General features: G+C 65.9%; 16 protein-coding genes. 8 read left to right on the forward strand and 8 right to left on the reverse strand.

What is annotated here, in order from left to right; all coding sequences use genetic code 11:
- Positions 1-39 precede the first annotated feature (39 nt).
- The 5 genes from cysT to WBP07_RS32505 are packed head-to-tail and all read left to right on the forward strand — an operon-like array spanning position 40 to position 3,592.
- A complete protein-coding gene (gene cysT, locus WBP07_RS32485) occupies positions 40-891 on the forward strand; it encodes a sulfate ABC transporter permease subunit CysT (protein ID WP_395397377.1) in 852 nt (283 codons plus the stop codon).
- Positions 888-1,727: a sulfate ABC transporter permease subunit CysW gene (cysW, locus tag WBP07_RS32490; RefSeq protein ID WP_395397378.1), complete on the forward strand. Its 840-nt coding sequence runs from the start codon at positions 888-890 to the stop codon at positions 1,725-1,727. Before cysT ends, cysW begins: the two co-directional genes overlap by 4 nt.
- Entirely contained in the window at positions 1,724-2,677 is a 954-nt protein-coding gene (locus WBP07_RS32495) for a sulfate/molybdate ABC transporter ATP-binding protein (protein ID WP_395397379.1), read from the forward strand. Before cysW ends, WBP07_RS32495 begins: the two co-directional genes overlap by 4 nt.
- Before the next feature lie 16 nt (positions 2,678-2,693).
- Positions 2,694-2,870, forward strand: coding sequence for a YezD family protein (locus WBP07_RS32500; RefSeq protein ID WP_395397380.1), 177 nt, complete (start codon positions 2,694-2,696; stop codon positions 2,868-2,870).
- Positions 2,871-2,887: 17 nt separating this feature from the next.
- Positions 2,888-3,592: a glutamine amidotransferase gene (locus WBP07_RS32505; protein WP_395397381.1), complete on the forward strand. Its 705-nt coding sequence runs from the start codon at positions 2,888-2,890 to the stop codon at positions 3,590-3,592.
- Positions 3,593-3,616: 24 nt separating this feature from the next.
- On the opposite strand, the gene WBP07_RS32510 is transcribed toward WBP07_RS32505, so the two are convergent.
- The 4 genes from WBP07_RS32510 to WBP07_RS32525 all read right to left on the reverse strand — a co-directional run bounded on the left by WBP07_RS32510 (position 3,617) and on the right by WBP07_RS32525 (position 6,725).
- A complete protein-coding gene (locus WBP07_RS32510) occupies positions 3,617-4,513 on the reverse strand; it encodes a bestrophin family protein (RefSeq protein WP_395397382.1) in 897 nt (298 codons plus the stop codon).
- Positions 4,510-4,851: a gamma-glutamylcyclotransferase family protein gene (locus WBP07_RS32515; RefSeq protein WP_395397383.1), complete on the reverse strand. Its 342-nt coding sequence runs from the start codon at positions 4,849-4,851 to the stop codon at positions 4,510-4,512. Before WBP07_RS32515 ends, WBP07_RS32510 begins: the two co-directional genes overlap by 4 nt.
- An 11-nt stretch (positions 4,852-4,862) precedes the next feature.
- Complete coding sequence (locus tag WBP07_RS32520) at positions 4,863-6,266, reverse strand: aldehyde dehydrogenase family protein (protein ID WP_395397384.1); 1,404 nt, start codon at positions 6,264-6,266, stop codon at positions 4,863-4,865.
- Between the two features lie 96 nt (positions 6,267-6,362).
- On the reverse strand, positions 6,363-6,725 hold the full coding sequence (locus WBP07_RS32525) for a hypothetical protein (protein WP_395397385.1): 363 nt from the start codon (positions 6,723-6,725) through the stop codon (positions 6,363-6,365).
- 185 nt (positions 6,726-6,910) lie between these two features.
- On the opposite strand from WBP07_RS32525, the gene WBP07_RS32530 reads away from it, so the two are divergent.
- Positions 6,911-7,456, forward strand: a complete 546-nt coding sequence (locus WBP07_RS32530; RefSeq protein ID WP_395397386.1) for a CHAP domain-containing protein — start codon at positions 6,911-6,913, stop codon at positions 7,454-7,456.
- A gap of 47 nt (positions 7,457-7,503) precedes the next feature.
- Here the strand turns inward: WBP07_RS32530 and rfbA are convergent, their stop codons facing one another.
- Positions 7,504-8,451: a glucose-1-phosphate thymidylyltransferase RfbA gene (gene rfbA / locus WBP07_RS32535; protein WP_395397387.1), complete on the reverse strand. Its 948-nt coding sequence runs from the start codon at positions 8,449-8,451 to the stop codon at positions 7,504-7,506.
- A gap of 545 nt (positions 8,452-8,996) precedes the next feature.
- Between rfbA and WBP07_RS32540 the strand changes: the two genes are divergently transcribed.
- Positions 8,997-9,737 carry a LuxR C-terminal-related transcriptional regulator gene (locus WBP07_RS32540; protein ID WP_395397388.1) on the forward strand — a complete coding sequence of 247 codons (741 nt, stop codon included), beginning with the start codon at positions 8,997-8,999 and terminating at the stop codon, positions 9,735-9,737.
- A gap of 260 nt (positions 9,738-9,997) precedes the next feature.
- Positions 9,998-10,258, forward strand: a complete 261-nt coding sequence (locus tag WBP07_RS32545; protein ID WP_395397389.1) for a response regulator transcription factor — start codon at positions 9,998-10,000, stop codon at positions 10,256-10,258.
- Positions 10,259-10,294: 36 nt separating this feature from the next.
- On the opposite strand, the gene WBP07_RS32550 is transcribed toward WBP07_RS32545, so the two are convergent.
- Genes WBP07_RS32550 through WBP07_RS32560 form a run of 3 tightly spaced genes read right to left on the reverse strand, consistent with a single transcriptional unit; the run spans position 10,295 to position 18,463 of the window.
- Complete coding sequence (locus tag WBP07_RS32550; protein WP_395397390.1) at positions 10,295-11,047, reverse strand: 4'-phosphopantetheinyl transferase family protein; 753 nt, start codon at positions 11,045-11,047, stop codon at positions 10,295-10,297.
- Entirely contained in the window at positions 11,040-12,050 is a 1,011-nt protein-coding gene (locus tag WBP07_RS32555; RefSeq protein ID WP_395397391.1) for a glycosyltransferase family 2 protein, read from the reverse strand. The genes WBP07_RS32550 and WBP07_RS32555 overlap by 8 nt, the downstream gene beginning before the upstream one ends.
- Positions 12,047-18,463, reverse strand: coding sequence for a type I polyketide synthase (locus WBP07_RS32560; protein ID WP_395397392.1), 6,417 nt, complete (start codon positions 18,461-18,463; stop codon positions 12,047-12,049). Before WBP07_RS32560 ends, WBP07_RS32555 begins: the two co-directional genes overlap by 4 nt.

The raw sequence follows: 18,463 nt of genomic DNA on the forward strand, positions 1-18,463 counted from the left end.
CCTGACCCCCGGCGCCCCCAATCGAGCAGGCCACTGCAGATGACTTCAACCGCAAAGCGCAAGACGCGCTGGCGTGCGCCTTCGGTGCTGCCGGGCTTCGGGCTGACCTTCGGGTTCAGCCTGGCCTGGCTGTCGCTGATCGTGCTCATTCCGCTATCCACCCTGTTCCTGAAATCGGCCGGCATGGGCTGGCACGCTTTCGTGGAAGTGGGCTTTTCGCCGCGCGCGCTGGCCGCATATCGCCTCAGCTTCGGCACGGCGGCCGCTGCGGCGGTGATCAATGCCGTGTTCGGCCTGCTGGTGGCCTGGGTTCTGGTCCGCTACGAATTCCCCGGAAAGCGGGTGGTCGGCGCGCTGGTGGACCTGCCTTTCGCGCTGCCGACGGCGGTTGCGGGTATCGCGCTGACGTCGCTCTACACGCCGACCGGATGGATCGGGCAGTTCCTGGACCCGCTGGGCATCAAGATCGCCTTCACCGCCGCCGGCATCACCATCGCGCTGGTCTTCATCGGCCTGCCTTTCGTGGTGCGATCGGTGGAGCCGGTGCTGGCCGATCTGGGCAAGGATGTGGAGGAAGCAGCCGCCACGCTGGGCGCCAACCGTTTCGAGACTTTCTTTCGCGTGATCTTCCCGGCGATCATGCCGGCCCTCTTCACCGGCGCGGCGCTCGCCTTCGCGCGCGGCGTGGGGGAGTACGGATCGGTGATCTTCATTTCCGGCAACATGCCCGGCAAGACCGAGATCGCGCCGCTGCTGATCGTCACCCAGCTGGAGCAATATGCCTATGACGGCGCAACCGCGATCGCCATGGTCATGATGCTGATTTCCTTCGCAATCCTGTTCACGCTCAATGCGTTGCAGTCCGCCCGCCGCAGGAGGCTTGGAGCATGACCCAGCGCAGCGTTGGAACCGAAACCCGCCCCACGCAGGTGATCCTGATCCTGCTGGCGCTTGCCTTCCTTGCCTTCTTCCTCGTCATGCCGCTGCTGGCGGTGTTCAGCGAGGCGCTGAAGCAGGGGCTGGAGCCCTTCCTGGAAGCCGTGGTGAACCCCGATGCGCTGGCCGCGATCAAGCTGACGCTGCTGATCGCGGCGATCAGCGTGCCGCTGAACGTGATCTTCGGGCTTGCCGCAAGCTGGGCGATCACCAAGTTCAGCTTCCCCGGCAAGAACCTGCTGCTGACGCTGATCGACCTGCCGTTCTCGGTCTCTCCGGTGGTCTCGGGCCTGATCTTCGTGCTGCTGTTCGGCGCTCAGGGCCTGCTGGGCCCCTGGCTGGCCGAGCATGATCTGAAGATCATCTTCGCCGTACCCGGCATCATCCTCGCCACCGTGTTCATCACTTTCCCGTTCGTTGCGCGCGAGCTGATCCCGCTGATGATGGAACAGGGCAAGGATGACGAGGAAGCCGCCGTTTCGCTGGGGGCCAATGGCTGGCAGACCTTCTGGCACGTGACCCTGCCGAACATCCGCTGGGGCCTGCTCTACGGCGTACTGCTCTGCAATGCGCGCGCGATGGGCGAATTCGGCGCGGTATCGGTCGTCTCCGGCCATATCCGGGGCGAGACCAACACCATGCCGCTGCATGTCGAGATCCTCTACAACGAATACGATTTCGTCGGAGCCTTCGCGGTCGCCTCGCTGCTGGCCGCCCTCGCCCTCGTCACGCTCGTCCTCAAGAGCGTGCTGGAATGGCGCTTCGACCTTCACTCGGGAGCAAAGCATTGATCCGCGTCGAGAACATCACCAAGCGCTTTGGCGATTACGCCGCGCTCCACGGCATCGATCTTGAGATCCAGCCGGGCGAGTTCATTGCCCTGCTCGGCCCCTCCGGCTCGGGCAAGACCACGCTGCTGCGCATCATCGCCGGCTTGGAATTTCAGGACGAAGGCCACGTCTACTTCGATGGCGAAGACGTGTCCCACATCCCGGTCGGGCGGCGCAACGTGGGCTTCGTGTTCCAGCAATATGCGCTGTTCAAGCATATGACGGTGGCGGACAACGTCGCCTTCGGCCTTAACGTGCGCAAGGCGAAGAACCGCCCGAAGAAGACCGAAATCCGCGATCGGGCGGAGGAACTGCTGCGCATCGTCCAGCTTGAGGGTCTTGGCGGGCGCTATCCAGGCCAGCTTTCGGGCGGCCAGCGCCAGCGCGTGGCGCTCGCCCGCGCTCTTGCCATCGAACCCAGCCTGCTGCTGCTGGACGAGCCGTTCGGCGCGCTGGACGCCAAAGTCCGCAAGGATCTGCGCCGCTGGCTGCGCGATCTGCACAAGCAGATGGGCCTGACCTCCATCTTCGTGACGCACGATCAGGAAGAAGCGCTGGAACTGGCCGATCGCGTGGTGGTGATGGACCACGGCCGGATCGACCAGATCGGCACGCCGGAGCAGGTCTACATGGAGCCGGCCACGGCCTTCGTCTCGCACTTCGTGGGTGAGACCAACCGCCTGCCCGATGGCCGCCATGTGCGCCCGCACGACATCGCCATCGTCTCCGAAGGCGGACAGGCCCTGGCAGTGGACAACGTGTTCCGCAAGGGCAGCGCCTGGCGCGTCGAGGGTCGCCTTGCGGCCAGTGAAACCGTGGTCGAAATCGACATCGACGCCAACGAAATTCCCCCCACCATCGGCCAGACCGTGCGGATCGAAGCCCGGCGCGCCCTGACCTTTGCCAGCTGATTTCAAGGAGCCCCCGATGACTGCCAATTCGCCCCAGACGGGCAACGCGTCCCAGACGGAACGACAGCTTGAAGAAAACATCGCCACCGTTCGCGAAGCATTGAAGAACCTGCGTTACGGGAATATCTCGCTGACCGTCCACGACGGCCGCGTCGTGCAGATCGACGTCACCGAAAAGAAGCGATTCCAGTAAGGCGCACCCACCCCCAAATGCCGCAGAAATCCGCGCTGATCATCCGGCACGTCCCGCACGAGGGCGTGGCCGGATACCGCCAGCCCATCGAAGACCACGGATATCTCGTCGACCGTATCGACGTGACCGATCCGGCCTTTTCCTCGCTCGACTTGTGCGAGCCGGACCTGCTCATCATGATGGGCGGACCGATGGGGATCTATGAGCAGGACGTGCATCCGTGGATTTCGTGCCAGATGCGCCGCCTTGCCCGCAGGCTGGAAGCGGACCGGCCAACGCTGGGCGTCTGCTTCGGCGCCCAGATGATCGCAGCGGCAATGGGCGCACATGTCTATGCGGGGCCGGCCAAGGAAGTGGGCTTTCACGCGGTGACCGTGCGCGACACGGCGCTGGAAGGGCCGCTGCGCCATATCTCCGGCGTGCCGGTGCTGCACTGGCACGGCGACACTTTTACCCTGCCCGAAAACGTCGAACTGCTGGCATCCAGCCATGTCTACGAACATCAGGCCTTCCGGCGCGGCAGCAATATCCTGGCGCTTCAGTTCCATGCCGAAATGGGCATGGACCCGCGCTTCGATGCGTGGATCGAGCAATGGCCGGGCGCCGTGATCGAGGCTGGCGGTGACGAGGCCTCGCTACGCCGCGCGCATGAGGAACTGGGCCCCGGTGCCGTCGCTGCCGGGCGGGCGATGATCGACGAGTGGTTGCTTGGTTTGAATTGAGCCTTCCCGTCGTTCGGCTGCGGCTCAGTTCAACAGGTAGTTCACCGGTGCGATCGCGGGCGGCAGATCGCATTCGCCCAAGGCTGACAGCATCTCACGCTCCACCGTGCGTGCCATGGCATCGAGCGGCAGGTCGTTCGGCTCCATGCCGAAGGGATCTTCCAACTGATCGCCCAGCGCGTCGAGGCCGAAGAACGTGTAGCTGACCAGAAGCACTGGCAAAGGCGTCCACCAGCCTAGTGTTCCGGCCAAAGCGAACGGCAGCGCCAGACAGAAAATATAGGCGGTGCGGTGCAACAGCAGCGAATAGCTGAAAGGTACCGGAGTCAGCGCGATACGCTCGCAGCCCGCTTGCACCTGGGCAAGTAGGTGCAGTTGCTCCTCGATCAGCGAATGATGGATTGCGCCAATCTTCTCCGCTTGCATGAGCGTGAGGCAGCGCCGGCCGATCTCGGTAAGCAGCCGGTCGCACGGATTGACGGCACCGCGCCATGGCCCCTCACCGGAATGCGCGACAATGGCGGCAACCTCGTCCCGATCACGAAGACGAGCGGCAAGGCCTGCCGTGAAACCGGATACGCCGTTCAGAATGAACGCGCGATCGCCTTCGTCCAGCGTAGTTATCCGCCGTGCCAGCGATCGGACGGCGATCACCAGTGAGCCCCACAGCTTTCGCCCTTCCCACCAACGATCGTAGCAGGCGTTGTTGCGAAAGCTCATGAAAATCGACAGCGCTATGCCGATCAACGTGAAGGGAATGGCGCTGATCTGCGCAAACAGCCCGGGGCGGGCCTCCGCCGCCAGAACGGCGAAAACGCAGATCACCGCGATCGACGCCAGTCGCCCCGCGATCCGCGGCAGGATGGAGCCGCGAACCGCAAAGGCAACTTGCCATAGACCCGGCTTGGGGCGGACGATCATTCGGTGGGGTCGCCGTAGATGAAGGCCACAGTGCCCGAACGCAATCGCACTTCGCGGCGCACATAGTCCACTTCGTACGCGTCTGCGCTGGCGACGTCCGCGGCGGTCAGCCGGAAAACCGTGCCTTCCACCGCGTCGGCCGGATCGTCGCTACGTTCCACCATCGGATGCCAGCGGGTGCCGCTCTTGGCGATGACTTCGGGATCGGTGATCTCGATCATCCGCTGCCGCCAGTCCGGAATGGCGTCCGGCTCGCCATCGACAAGCCGGCCGAATAGCGCCTTTTGCACGGCCGGATCGCGCAAAGTGCCATAAGAGAATAGCAGCACGTCGCTCATCGCCGGTAACCTCAGGCCAGAGCCACGTTGACGATGCGCGGCTGCGTGAAGTCCTCCATGCCCTCGATCCCCTGCTGGCGACCGATGCCGGACTGCTTGGCGCCCCCGAAAGGCACGTCGAACGGCAATTCCAGATGGCGGTTGACCCACACGGTGCCGCTCTCGATCCGCGCCGCCACTTCCGCGCCGCGCTCCACGTTGGAGGTCCAGATCGTTGCGCCAAGGCCGTAATCGCTGTCGTTCACGCGGGCGATGGCATCGTCCAGATCGTCGTAGGCCAGCACCGGCAGTACCGGGCCGAACTGTTCCTCGCGCACCAGACGGGCATCGTCGGGCAAGTCGCGCACGATGGTCGGCGCGATGAAGTAGCCGTCTCGGTCGATCGGCTCGCCGCCGGCAACAAGCGTGCCCTGCCCCTTCGCCTCCTCGATGAAGCCGAGCACCTTTTCGTACTGCGCGCGGTTCTGGATCGGGCCCATCGTGGTGCCTTGCTCCAGCCCATCGCCCACGACCGCATCGCCAGCCTGCCCCGCAAGCGCATCGCAGAGGGCGTCCACCATGTCGCGCGGAGCATAGACGCGCTTGATTGCAAGGCAGATCTGGCCGGAATTCGTCGTCGCGCCCGCGAAGATCCGGGGAGCGACGCGGGCGACGTCCGCATCGTCGAGGATCAGCGCGGCATCGTTGCCGCCCAACTCCAACGTGAAGCGCTTCAGCGTGTCGGCCGCGCTGGCCAGCACTTTCTTGCCGGTCGGCGTCGACCCGGTGAAGCTGACGTGCGCGACATGCGGATGGCGGCTGAGCAGCGCGCCTAGGTCGTTCTGGTCGACCAGCGTCTGGAAGACGCCGGCGGGCAGGATGTCTGCGGCGACCTCACCCAGCAGCAGCGTGGTCAGCGGTGTCGTCGGCGCCGGCTTGGCGATCACCGCGTTACCGGTGATGAGCGCGGGCGCCATCTTCACCACCAGCAGTAGCAGCGGATAGTTCCACGGCGTGATCGCGGCCACAACGCCCAGCGGATAGCGCTGCTCGACGATCCGTTCCTCCGCAGTTTCGCGAAGGGTATGCGGCTTCAGTTCCTGCTCCGCATAATAGGTGATCGCGGCGATGCTGGCGCCGACCTCACCGCGCGCTTGATCCAGCGGCTTGCCCTGTTCCTGCGTAAGCAGGCGGGCGAAATCCTCCGCCCTTTCCGTCATCGCGGCGGCCAGTCGCTCAAGATAAACGCGGCGATCGGCGTAGCTGCGGCCCGACCATGCGGGAAAAGCACGGCGAGCGGCCGCGATCGCCGCTTCGGCCTGCGACTCGTCCGCGCGGGGCGCCAGGGCGAGGCGGCTGCCGGTTGCCGGATTGACGACTTCCAGCGTGGCGGCGCCGGGCACCAGCTTGCCGTCGATCAAGAGCGCGTATTCCATGGAGGGCATCCTCGAAAACTCGTTTGGGGGGAGTGCCGACATGGGCCATGCAGCCGGCGGGGACAAGGGGGTTGGATGCCTGCCTGACAAGCAGCGCTACTTGCTCCGCGCGGCCTTGACCAAGGCGTAACTCGTTATGCCGCAAAGACCTATCGCCAGCACCAGCCCCACCCCCGCGCCCCATTTCGCGCCGGTGCCGCCGCCCAGCAGTCCGCCCAGAACCAGGCCGAGCAGCGGCAGCACGATAAGGGAAAGGCATCCGATGGCGACCATGGCCTGCTCCTGCGCTTCGATCGATCCCCGCCCCGTGGAACGGCGGACCTGAACGGCACCTTGCCGCACATTGACGGCACCGAAATCGAAATTGTTCCCGCGACGAACTCCATCCATCGCTATCCAGAACCGGTTGGAGGCAAGCCGGTGGCCAAGCGAAAGCGGCCCTGCTTTTGACTGGTCCACCGGACGAATCGCACTCCGTCGATCAGTTGAGATCGAAACAGGGTCGACCGTTTCGGCATGCCTTTCCCTCCGTGGATGCTGTTTCGCAGCATCGTCAGCGGGTCGCCGGGGAGGCTTCGTAAAAGAATGTGGGTGGCGTCGGTGACGGCGTGTGGGTCTCTTTTGTCAAAGCATCTTCGGGAAGCATGAACAACAAGATCAAAATGCCGGGTCGCCCGGTTCTGGCGCGCGCGATGGCGCTGCTGTTCGCGGTGGGCCTTGCCGGCGGACTTTCCGGCCAGGCGCTGGCCTCTCCGCTGCAATGCGTGCCCTATGCCCGCGACCATTCGGGCATCGACATCCACGGCAATGCCTGGACCTGGTGGGAGCAGGCACGCGGCGTCTATGCGCGCGGCAGTTCCCCGAAGATCGGCGCGGTGATGACCATGGCGCCGTCGCAGGCGATGCCGCTGGGTCATGTTGCCGTCGTCGAGAAGATCGTCGATTCCCGGCACATCCTGCTCGACCATGCCAACTGGTCCGGTCCCGGAAAGATCGATCGCGGTGCCTTGGCGGAGGACGTGTCCGCCGCCGGCGACTGGAGCGAAGTGCGCGTGTATTATGCCCCCTCCGGCGGCCTGGGATCGCGCACGAACCCGGTCTTCGGCTTCATCTACGCCGAAGCTTCTTCGATGACCGAAACCACGATCGCCGCCGCACCTGCGGACGACGATATGGGCGACGCCGGCTAACCTCTCTGCGGCTAACCTCTTTCAGCGCCCCCTCTTGATCGGGCGCTTCAACCCGCGGCGGCACGCCTGACGGACGTTCCCCCGAACGCCTCACTTTCGGCAATTGCCGCCGCGCCGTTCGCGACACTGGCCTGCGCCAGAATGCCCAGCAGATAGCGCCCATAATCCGACTTGCCGAGGCGCGAGATCGAGCGTTCGAACTGTCCCTCGTCGATGAAACCCCGGCGAAAGGCGATCTCTTCCGGGCAGGCGATCTTCACGCTCTGCCGCTTCTCCAGGATGCGCACGAATTCGGCGGCGTCCATCAGGCTTTCCGCCGTGCCGGTGTCCAGCCAGGCATAGCCCCGCCCCATCAGTTCCACCGATAGCGCGCCCCGTTCCAGATAAGCGCGGTTGACGTCGGTGATCTCCAGCTCGCCCCGCGCCGAAGGCTGCAGGTTCGCGGCGATGTCCACCACTTGCGCATCGTAGAAGTAGAGGCCCGTCACCGCCCAGTTGGATCGCGGATGCCGGGGCTTCTCCTCGATGGAGACCGCGTTCATCCCGGCGTCGAACTCCACCACGCCGTAGCGTTCGGGATCCTGCACGTGATAGGCGAAGATGCTGGCACCATGGCCGCGCCCGGCGGCGCGCGCCAGCAGTTCGGGCAGGCCGTGGCCGTGGAAGATATTGTCGCCCAGGATAAGCGCCGAAGGTTCGCCCGCCACGAAATCCGCGCCGATCACATAGGCCTGCGCCAGACCCTCCGGCCGGGGCTGCTCCGCATATTCGATCTCCATGCCCCACTGGCTGCCATCACCCAATAGCTCGCGGAAGGCGGGCAGATCGCGCGGGGTGGATATCAGCAGGACCTGCCGGATCCCCGCCAGCATCAGCGTGCTGAGCGGATAGTAGATCATCGGCTTGTCGTAGACGGGCATCAGCTGCTTCGATGCGGCCAGCGTCATCGGATAGAGCCGCGTTCCGCTTCCGCCCGCCAGGATGATGCCCTTCATGTCCAAGCTCCCGCAAATTGGTGGCGTACCGATGCATGCACCGGCCGCACGATGAAGTCGAACGCGCAGATCGCACTTTTGCTGCGCACGACTTATCTGCAACCGGCGCAGAAAGCCGGAAAACGCCGGCTTTCGCCATTCGGTGGCCGGGGACCACGTTACCCTATCCCCCAATCCTCCCCCCGGAAATCACCAAGGCAATGAAGTGAATATCGCGCCGGACCGGTGCGCACGAGAATGCGCCTTTGCCGATACCCCGCCATTGACCGTCCGGCCGTTCGGTCATCAGCCTGCATCCCGCTGCGCGGCCCAGACCTTCCTCACAGACCTACAGGGCATCGCCGCGCATCGAACAGATTGCGACAACGCAACAACACTAATAGAATGCACAGGCATCCACTTTGAAATCCCTGCTTGGCGGAGCAGTACATACGGCCACCTCGTCTGAGGCGCTGCACAATTTGCGCGTTGGAAAACAGAGGCGTTCGAACCCGATGGCTACCGCAGTCTCTCTCGCAATAAGAAATGCACTCGTCCGGGAAGGCGTGCGCCGCATCCTTTCCGATTCGTGGTTCGAGATCGTCGAGACCGTCGACGATCTGGACGAGCTGGACCTTGCGCTGCCCTGCGCATCGGAAGCCCACATCCTGGTGATCGACCGATCGCTGCTGGGCCCCGATGGCGCGCTGACCGTGGCGGCGACGCACACCCGCTTTCCGGGCACGCGGATCGTCACGCTGGTGGACACTTTCGATTTTCCGCAGATGGTGGCGATCTACGCAGCGGGCGCCTACGCCTATTTCCTTGACCACGTTCCCTATCAATCGCTGGTGGCGATGATGCAGATGGTGGCGATCGGCCAGAAAGTGGCCCCGCCCGAACTGGTGGACCTGCTGGACAACATGCTGCTGGTGACCAGTTCCCCGCCGCAGCGGACCTCCACCGACACGTACAACCTTAACCCGCGTGAGCGATCCGTCCTCATCCATCTGGGTCAAGGCCTGCCCAACAAGGCCATCGCGCGCGACCTTGGGGTCAGCGAATCCGCGATGAAAGCCACCGTAAAATCGATTTTAAAAAAGCTGGGGGTCCGAAATAGGACACAAGCGGCCGTCATGGCCCGCGAACTGGCACTGTCCGAACCGCTGCGCCCGGCACGCGATGCCCTCACCCCGAACACACCCTCAGGTGATGCCAGAAAGGCCCGCCAGCCCCGGTTCAACGCGCATACGGAACGGCTCGACCATCAACGGAAGCCTTTGCCGAAAAGCGGTTTTGTTAGCTAGGAGCTAACGAGACCCCGTCATTTTCCCGCAAGAGAGCCAGTCACCTGCACCCCGCAGCAGACCCTGCTGCGGGGATTTATGTGCAAACGTGTACATAACCCGCCGGAGCAACTGTCATACCCATTCGGCGATTAAGTATGACTTCGGCCGGCTCATGTGATGCGAAAGATAGCCCGATGCAAATCCATCCGGCTGTACCCGCGCCCAAAATATAGCGTGACTCACTTGGGTCACTAGGTAACACTACGAAGGAGGCCAAGTTGGCTTCACCAATTAAATGGGGGAATTTCATGCACAGGTTTGGTAATGATGATGCCGTGCAACTTACGGCCCGTGAATTGGATGTATTGCGTTATGTCGCAATGGGCCGTTCTGCCAAAGAAACGGCAATTGAATTGAACATCGCGCCTTGCACTGTCGAACGCCATGTTGAAAACGTTCGGCTAAAGACCAGGACGCGCAACCGCGCCCACATGATCGCACATGTCATCCGCGAAGGGCTTCTCCAGCCCCAACAATAAGCCAGGTTGTCAGGCAGCATATGCCGATGGTTCCGGTCAGGCCACGCGGCGCAACCGGGCCCAAGCGACCGCAAGGTCGCCCTTCAGGTCGTAATTTCCGCACTCCACGCAATGTCCGTCGATATGGACCTCGCTGATTACGGGACCGGCCCCGCAGTCGAATGAAGACGGCGGAATCGCGAAACCCTTACCCATTGCCTTCATGCAGGCTTCCTTTCGGGTCCACAGCCCCAGGAATGCCAGATCGGAGAGGGGGCGCACTGCGCCCCCTTCTTCGCCCTGCGCCAATTCCCGCTGGCCCAGCTCCCGCTGTTCCGCCTGCGTGCAATGAAGCGCAACCAGGTCGCCGGCATCCTCTATGGGCCGGACGATCTCCAGATCGACACCGATCTCGCTTTCGCGCGACCACGCCACCAGGATCCATCCACCGCTGTAGCTGATGCTGCACTGGGCGCCGTCCGGTCCGGACAGATAGGGTTTGCCGAAGCCGTTGGGCCGGTAATCCTGGCGCGCGGCCTCCACTCCGAAATAGCATTCGCCCAACACTCTCAGCGCCCCGTGCGCGGCCAGATAGCGCCTTTGCAGCAACGCGTCGGCAAAACGCCCGGCACGTGCCAGCTCCGCTTCGGTCAGGAGGGCGAGCAGCCCGGCATCGACGCGATCGGGCACGGCCACCAGCCACAACGGAAAGGGGGCGGAAATCCGTTGCCCCACCAGTCCGACGCGGCGCAAAGCCGCTTCGGCATCGTCCCGTGGCGCCGCAACCGCGCGCGGCGCGATGCTAGGCACTTTCAAGCCTTTGGCCCGGGCGCAGCAGCAAGGCGCTGTGGCGGGCGAAATCGCTCAGCAGGCGGTGCGGATCGTTGCGCTTCTGACGGCGCAACGCCTGCTTCATCATAAACAGCGCATGCGCGCCCATCCACGCGACGTCGGCCGCCAGGGCATAGGCTTTCCCGTGATTTTTCACGAAATAGCGCTGCCGCGAATCGAACCAGTAGGCGGGCATGCGCCGTACGCCCGCGTTCCCGGCCGGAACGCCGGTGCTCTGGCCCACGATGTGCAGGACGACCGCCTGCGGCAGATACCAGCATTGCCAGCCCTGATTGCGCGCCATGCGGCAGAAATCGACTTCCTCGTAATAGAGGAAAAAGCCCTCGTCGAAGCGCAGCCCCTCCTGCACCATCGCAGTGCGGACCGCGAAGCTGGCCCCGCTGACCCAGTCCACCCGTTCGGGTTGCGCGCCCATCAGGCGCGGGATCGCATGGCGCGCCAGCATGACCGAGGCAGGACGCCAGCGCAGCCCGCGCTCCAGTTCGCCTAGCACGCCGGGAAAGCGGAAGGCATAGGGCCATGGCTGCCCATCGCCATTCAGCAGCGCCGTGCCGACGATGCCGGCCGCCGGCACTTGCGCCATGAAACGCACCAGCGCCGCCACGGCGCCCGGCATCACCCGCGTATCGGGATTGAGCAGCCAGATCGTCTCGGCCGGATCGTCCTCTTCCAGCACGGCGGCAAAACCCAGGTTGTTGCCCGCGCCGAACCCGCCGTTGACGGGCGAACGGATCAGCCGCGCCCAGTCCCAGCCCTTGCTGGCGATGGCCTTTTCGATGACATTGGCGGAATCGTCGGGAGAGGCATTGTCCACCACGAAGGCGCGCAGGCGAATGTCCGGCCCCCGCTGGGCGGCCAACGTTTCAAGGCAGGCGACAGCCAGCGCCCCGGTGCGATAATTCACCAGAACCACATCCAGCGTGTGCTGTGCGTCGCCCCTTTTGCCGGTTGCTTGCGTCATTCTGCGGCCACCCCCAGCAGTTCGTCGGTCATCGAATCGTTGGCGCCGGAAAGGGACGGCGCGATATCGGCCAGTGCGGTGTCCAGCGCCTCCTGAAACAGCGGCGCCAGCGTCTCCACATGCGGCTCCTGCAGGTTGCTGCCGTGGCCGCCCGGTACGTCGACGATCACGATCTCCTCCCGCACGCGCTTGCCCCAGCCCAGCGCATAGTCGCGATAGGTCATCCGATAGGGCAGATCGTCGGGCAGGTCCGTCAGGTCTCGCGCCTTGAACAGCGCCACCATGCCGCCTTCGAAAATGCCGCGCGGCCGGTGTTCGCGGTGCGCGACTTCGTAAAGCTTCAGAAACGAGATGGCGGGGCGGGGCGCACTCTCGGTCGCCACCCGCATCGTCTGCACAGTGCGGCGGTCCTGCATGTGCCGCACGCGGGAGCCCACTTCCCAGCGGGCCATGTTCCACGCCCGGCGCGTCAGTTCGGACAGGGCCTGCCCGGCTTTCAACCCGCTCACTTGCGCCCTCACGCGCGCCAGCCTCAGCCGGGAATTGCGGAAGCGAAGCTTGCGCGCCTCCACATCGGCGGCATCGATGATGCCCACGAAGGCCACCTGCTCGCCATGGTCCTGCAATTGGCGCGCCACTTCGAAGGCGATCACCCCGCCCGCGCACAGCCCGGCCAGCAGATAGGGGCCCGCTGGCTGCGCCTGGCGGATCAGGCCGACGAAGTGGCCGGCCATCTCGTCGATGCGAGTGTGGACGTAGTTGCCGTCCTCGCTCCGCAGCGGTTCCAGGCCCAGCACCGGCCGCGCCGGATCGAGGCGGAGCGCAAGGCCGCGATAGAGCAGCGTCTCGCCCAGTCCGTCATGGATGAAGAACAGCGGCGTGGCCGGTCCGCCCTTGCGGATGGTGATGATCCCGTCCTCAACCGTTTCCGCCGCTACCGGCACATTGCCAAGCGGGCGACTGTCCGGATCGATGATCGCCGCAAGGTTCGCGACGGTCGGCTGGCCGAGCATGGCCGCCAGCGGCAGCGTCTGCCCGGTCTTGCGGCGCAAGCGATTGGTGAACTGGACGGCCAGCAGCGAATGACCGCCAAGGTCGAAGAAATTGTCATGGCGGCCGACCGATTCCATCCCCAACAGGTCGCACCACAGTTCGGCGATGGTCCTTTCCGCCTCGGTCGCCGGCAGATCTTCCGGATCGCCGCCGCCACTCGCGACGGCACGGCGCGCCGGTTGGCGCAGACGCGCCAGCACGCCGGAGAGCGGATAAGGCGAAATCACCGTATGCGGCCGCCCGGCGCCGGATAGCAGCCGGTCCACCACACGCACGCCTTCCTCGGGCAGGATCGCCTGGCCAAGAGGCGCCGCCGTCGACACGCGGGCAACGGCGTTGGTCGAGGCTGCATTCTCGCCGCCCAGCAATCCGCCATCGGCAACGCGCATCATCGTGAATTCGCAGGCTTCGGCCAGCACCATGCCATCAGGATCGGTAATGGTGACGTTGAAGACCGCCGTCTGTCCGCCGTCCTCGCCCCCGCGCAGCCGCACGTGACTGACGATCTGCGCGGGCAGCGGCGCGTGGAGCAGGAAGCGGCGATAGGTGAACGGGGCGTAGAAATCCCGGCCCGCATCGCGCCCGGGAATCAGCGCCTGCGCCCCGGCCGTCGCGAAATCGAGCAGCGCGGGGTGGAGCAAGACTTCGCCCAGATCACCCCGGAACCGTTCGGGCAGGTCGAGCTGCAGCAGTGCCTCACCCTTGCCCAACAGCGTGCGGGAGAGGTTGGCCCAGCGAGGCCCGAACCGCAGCCGGGGCTGGTCCGCGCTGCCTCCGCTGCCCGGCCGGCAACGCTCCGCAATCGCGTCAAGGTCCAGCGTGGCATTCAGCGGCGCGACGCCGTGGGCGCGCACAAGGCCCCGGGCATGCTCGATCCAGTCGCCATCCTCGGTACTCTGCGCGGGGCGGCCGAGCACGGAGACGCGCCATCCGCCTTCGGTGCGGCGGCGGGCATGGATGCGCAACGCGCGCCCCTCGCCATCCGCAACCCGGAACGGACGCAGGAACGAGAAGTCGGAGAATTCCAGCGGCCCCGGCATCACCAGCGCAATCGCCGCCCGGGTCAGTTCCAGATAACCGGTTCCCGGCAGGACGGCCCCGGTATCGACCACCCGATGTTCGTCCAGCAGCCAGTGCCGATCGGGCGAAAGCGTGCCGGTAACCACGAATTCCTGGCTGGAGATCGTGTGGATCGCCTCCAGGAACGGGTGCGAGACCGGATCGGCCCGGCCCAGATCGGCGGGCAGTTCGTCGGCGGCGCCCTCCACCCGGTTGAGCGCGGCGGCCATGCCCACTTCGGCCCACTGGCTCCAGCCCACCGACAGCACCCGGGTCACCGGATCGTGGCGGCGCGAACGGGCATAGGCATCGAGGAAGGCGTTGGCCGCCGCATAGTCGACCTGCCCGGGAAGCCCGGCAAACGCACTGATCGACGAGAAGAGCACCAGAAACTCCGGCGGATGCCCCTCCAGCGCCTGTTCCAGCGCCAGCGTGCCGGCCACTTTCGGGCGCAGCACGGCTTCCATGTCGCTACGCGTGCGGGTTTCGATCAACCCGTCGTCCAGCGTACCGGCGGCGTGGAATACGCCGGTGATCGGGCCGAAGCGCGCTATGGCCCGCCGCAAGCCACGCCGCAGCGCCCGCGCATCGGCAACGTCGGCGACGACCAGTTCCACTTGCGCCCCCGCCGCTTCTAGCGCCAGCAGCTTGCGGATCTTCTCCTCGCTCGCCAGCGGCAGATCGCCCCGCGCCAGCAGTTCGCTCCAGCGGCTGCGCGGCGGCAGCGGCGTGCGGCCGACCAGCACGATCCGCGCGCCGAACCGGCTCGCCAGATCACGCGCAATAGTCAGGCCGATGCCGCCAAGGCCGCCAGTCACGACATAAGTGCCGTTCTTGCGCAGCCAGCCGGTCCGATCGGCGGGAAGCCCGCCGGGGATCATGCGATGGTCCAGAACCCAGCCCTCACCCGCGCGCACCGCCAGTTCGTGCGGATCGGCATCGGCAAGGCCCGCGATCAGCCAGTCGGCCAGCGCGGCAGTCGCTTTCGGGTGGGCCGTGGCCGCGTGATCGATGTCGATCGCCCGCAGGCGCAGCCCCGGATATTCGGCCGGGATGGTCCGCGCGGCGCCGATGGCGCTGGCCTTCAGGGGGTCCACCGTCCCGTCGCCGATGCATTGCGCCTGATTGGTCACCAGCGCCAGGGCGACGTCCGCGCCATCACAGGCGTCGGCCAGTTCGGGCGCCAGGGCGACAAGACTGTGCAGACCCTTTTCAAGCCAGTTGTCGCTTCGCGCATGGGCGGAAACCAGCCAGCAGTGGTGAAGCTGGCGCGGCAGAAGGTCCTTCTCCGCGAGACGGCCCAGCAGCCAGGCCCAGTCCATGCGCTGCGCCGGGCGCACGACATAAGCGCCCTCCGCCGTTTCCACGCAGCGTTTGCCGGCGCGCACGGTGGCGACGGCCACGCCTTTCGAACGCAAGCGGGCGGCCAGCCGATCACCGAAGCCGGCTTCGTCGCACAGCACCAGCGCCGGCCCTTCCAGCGGCTCCGCCTCAGGGAATTCGCAGCGGGTCCAGACCGGTTCGTTGGCCCAGTCCGCCAGGTCAAGCCGGTCGTTCTCGGCATGACCGGCACCGGCCACGGCCAGCGCCGCGCCGGGCTCTATCCAGTGGCGTTGCCGTTCGAAGCGATAGGTCGGCAGCGGAACGCGCAGCCGGCGCTCCTCGCCCCACCAGGCCTTCCAGTCCGGCTCTACACCCGCGGCCCAGAGTTCGCCCAGCGCCTGCATCCAGCAGGCATCGTCGGCAATCTGCTGGTCCGGATGGCGCATCGAACTGATGACCGGCTGCGCGGCCGGCCGCCCGGGGTGATGGCGGGCCAGGCTGGCCATCGACCGCCCGGGACCGACTTCCAGCAGCACGCGTTCGGGATCGTCCAGCAGGCGCTGAAGCCCGTCGGTAAAGCGCACCGGTTCGCGCAAGTGGCGCACCCAGTATTCGGGATCGCGCGCCTCTTCGGCGCGGACCCAGTCTCCGGTCAGGTTGGAGGCGAAGGGGATCGTCGGCGCGCGCAGATCCATCGTCCGCAGCAGGGCACGGAATTCGGGCAGGATGGGATCCAGCATCGGCGAATGCGCGGCAACCGTGATCGGGATCGCCTGCGCATCGATCTCGCGCGCGGTCAGGTCCGCGTGGAAGCGGGCGATGGCCTCGGCCGCGCCCGACACCACGCAAAGGCGCGGAGAGTTGATCGTGGCGATGGACAGGTCCGCCGGCAGGATCGCGGTCAGTTCCGCCTCGGCCAGCGGCACGCCCAACATGGCCCCCTCGCCCGTGGTTTCGAACAGCCGGCCGCGCGCGTGGACGATGCGCAGGCCGGTCTCCAGATCGACCACGCCCGAGATATGCGCAGCCGCATATTCGCCGCAACTGTGGCCGATCATCGCGGCAGGCTGGACCCCCAGCGACATCCAGAGGCGGGCCAGCGCGGTCTGGACGATGAACAGCGCGGGCAAGGCGATGGAGGGCCGCTCCAGTTCCTCGGCAGCGTGCGCCCTGTCAGGCTCGGAAGGGAAAAGCCAGCGGCGCAAGTCCGGCGCACCGATCCGCGTGGCGAGTGCCAGGCCGCGATCGATTTCAGCGCGGAATACCGGCTCGGTTTCGTAAAGGCCGCGCGCCATGTCCACGTGCTGCGGGCCACCGCCGCAGAACAGGAAGGCGACCGGGCGGCCGGGGATGCAGGAGGCCCGGCTCGCCGGCTCCTGCGCGGCCGCTTCCAGCGCCTCTGCCGCTTCCGCCACATTGCCCGCGACCGCAAAGCGCCGCATCGGAAGGTGACGGCGCCCGGCGACGAGCGTGAAGGCAGCATCCGCCAGCGATGCGTCGGGGTTCGCGGCGAAGTGCGCCGCCAGTGCCGAAAGGTTGGCCTGCACCGCCTCCGTGCTCTGGCCGGAGGCAAGCAGGAGCTGGCGGCGACGGTGGCTGGCGCTGCCCGGCATGCGCGGCGGCGCCTCCTCCATGATCACATGGGCATTGGTGCCGCCTACGCCCAAGGAACTGACCCCGGCGCGTCGGGGGGCTTGATCACGCCGGGGCCAGGGCGCGCTCGAAGCCGGCACATGGAATGGACCGGTTTCGAACGCGCAATCTGGGTTGGGAGTAGTGAAATGCGGAACTGCCGGGATTTCCCCGTGGCGCATGGCCAGTGCCACCTTGATGACCCCGGCCGCGCCGGCGGCGGTATCGGTGTGCCCGATATTCGCCTTTACCGAGCCAAGCGCACAGCGCTTCGCAGGATTGGCGGCGCCGCGATAGACTTGCGTAAGCGCGGCCACCTCGATCGGATCGCCGATCGGCGTGCCGGTGCCATGCGCCTCCACATAGTCGATCTCGGCCGGGTCGACTTCCGACACGGCCAGCGCTTCGGCGATCACCGCTGCCTGCCCGTCCACGCTGGGGGCCAGATAGCCGACCTTGCCGCTGCCATCGTTGTTGATCGCCGATCCGCGCAGCACCGCGTGGATATGGTCGCCGCTGGCAATGGCATCCTCAAGCCGGCGCAGCGCCAGCACGGCAACGCCGCTGCCGAACACGGTACCCTTGGACGCCACGTCGAACGGCCGGCACATGCCGTCGGGCGAAAGGATTTCGCCTTCTTCGTAAAGGTAACCCCGCCGGTGCGGCAGTTCGATGGAAGCGCCGCCGGCCAGCGCCATGTCGCACTCGCCCGCCAGCAGGCTCTGCATCGCCATGTGGATCGCCACCAGCGATGTGGAGCAGGCCGTCTGCACGTTGATGCTCGGCCCCTTCAGGTCGAACAGGTAGGAGACGCGGGTGGTCAGGAAATCCTTGTCGTTGCTGGTGTGGCGCAGCAGGAACAGGCCCACGTCGTTCACCAGCTTGCCGTTGGTCAGCAGGTTGTACGGCATGTAGGCGTTGTGGCCGGACCCGGCGAAAACACCGATCCGGCCGCCGCCGGTGGCTTGCGTGAAACCCTGTGGCGTGTGCCCCGAATCTTCCAGCGCTTCCCACGAGCATTCCAGGAAATGCCGGTGCTGCGGATCCATGATCGCCGCATCGCGCTGGCTGAGGCCGAACAGGCCGGCGTCGAAGCATTCCATGTCCGCCAGCGGCGCGCCCCGGCGGATGTAGTTCGGATTGCGTAGCAGCGCGGCCGGCACGCCGGCGGCGAGCAGTTCGGCTTCCCCGAACGATTCTATTCCCTCGCGCCCATCGCGCAGCATGGCCCAGAACTCGTCGGGCCCGCGTGCACCGGCAAAGCGGCAGGACATGCCGACGATGGCGATGGAGGTTCCGGCAGCGGCCAGGGCGCGGTCGTCGAAGGAGCCGAACGACTGATGCAT

Source organism: Novosphingobium oxfordense (genome assembly GCF_044029435.1).
Classification (GTDB): Bacteria; Pseudomonadota; Alphaproteobacteria; order Sphingomonadales; family Sphingomonadaceae; genus Novosphingobium.

What these genes read in the sequence shown, in the direction of transcription:
- WBP07_RS32500 (WP_395397380.1), top strand. Translation starts at nt 2,694, where the DNA reads ATGACTGCCAATTCGCCCCAGACGGGCAACGCGTCCCAGACGGAACGA.
- cysW (WP_395397378.1), top strand. Translation starts at nt 888, where the DNA reads ATGACCCAGCGCAGCGTTGGAACCGAAACCCGCCCCACGCAGGTGATC.
- WBP07_RS32515 (WP_395397383.1), bottom strand. Translation starts at nt 4,851, where the DNA reads ATGAGCGACGTGCTGCTATTCTCTTATGGCACTTTGCGCGATCCGGCC.
- WBP07_RS32520 (WP_395397384.1), bottom strand. Translation starts at nt 6,266, where the DNA reads ATGGAATACGCGCTCTTGATCGACGGCAAGCTGGTGCCCGGCGCCGCC.
- rfbA (WP_395397387.1), bottom strand. Translation starts at nt 8,451, where the DNA reads ATGAAGGGCATCATCCTGGCGGGCGGAAGCGGAACGCGGCTCTATCCG.
- WBP07_RS32560 (WP_395397392.1), bottom strand. Translation starts at nt 18,463, where the DNA reads ATGCATCAGTCGTTCGGCTCCTTCGACGACCGCGCCCTGGCCGCTGCC.
- WBP07_RS32505 (WP_395397381.1), top strand. Translation starts at nt 2,888, where the DNA reads ATGCCGCAGAAATCCGCGCTGATCATCCGGCACGTCCCGCACGAGGGC.
- cysT (WP_395397377.1), top strand. Translation starts at nt 40, where the DNA reads ATGACTTCAACCGCAAAGCGCAAGACGCGCTGGCGTGCGCCTTCGGTG.
- WBP07_RS32555 (WP_395397391.1), bottom strand. Translation starts at nt 12,050, where the DNA reads ATGACGCAAGCAACCGGCAAAAGGGGCGACGCACAGCACACGCTGGAT.
- WBP07_RS32510 (WP_395397382.1), bottom strand. Translation starts at nt 4,513, where the DNA reads ATGATCGTCCGCCCCAAGCCGGGTCTATGGCAAGTTGCCTTTGCGGTT.
- WBP07_RS32530 (WP_395397386.1), top strand. Translation starts at nt 6,911, where the DNA reads ATGAACAACAAGATCAAAATGCCGGGTCGCCCGGTTCTGGCGCGCGCG.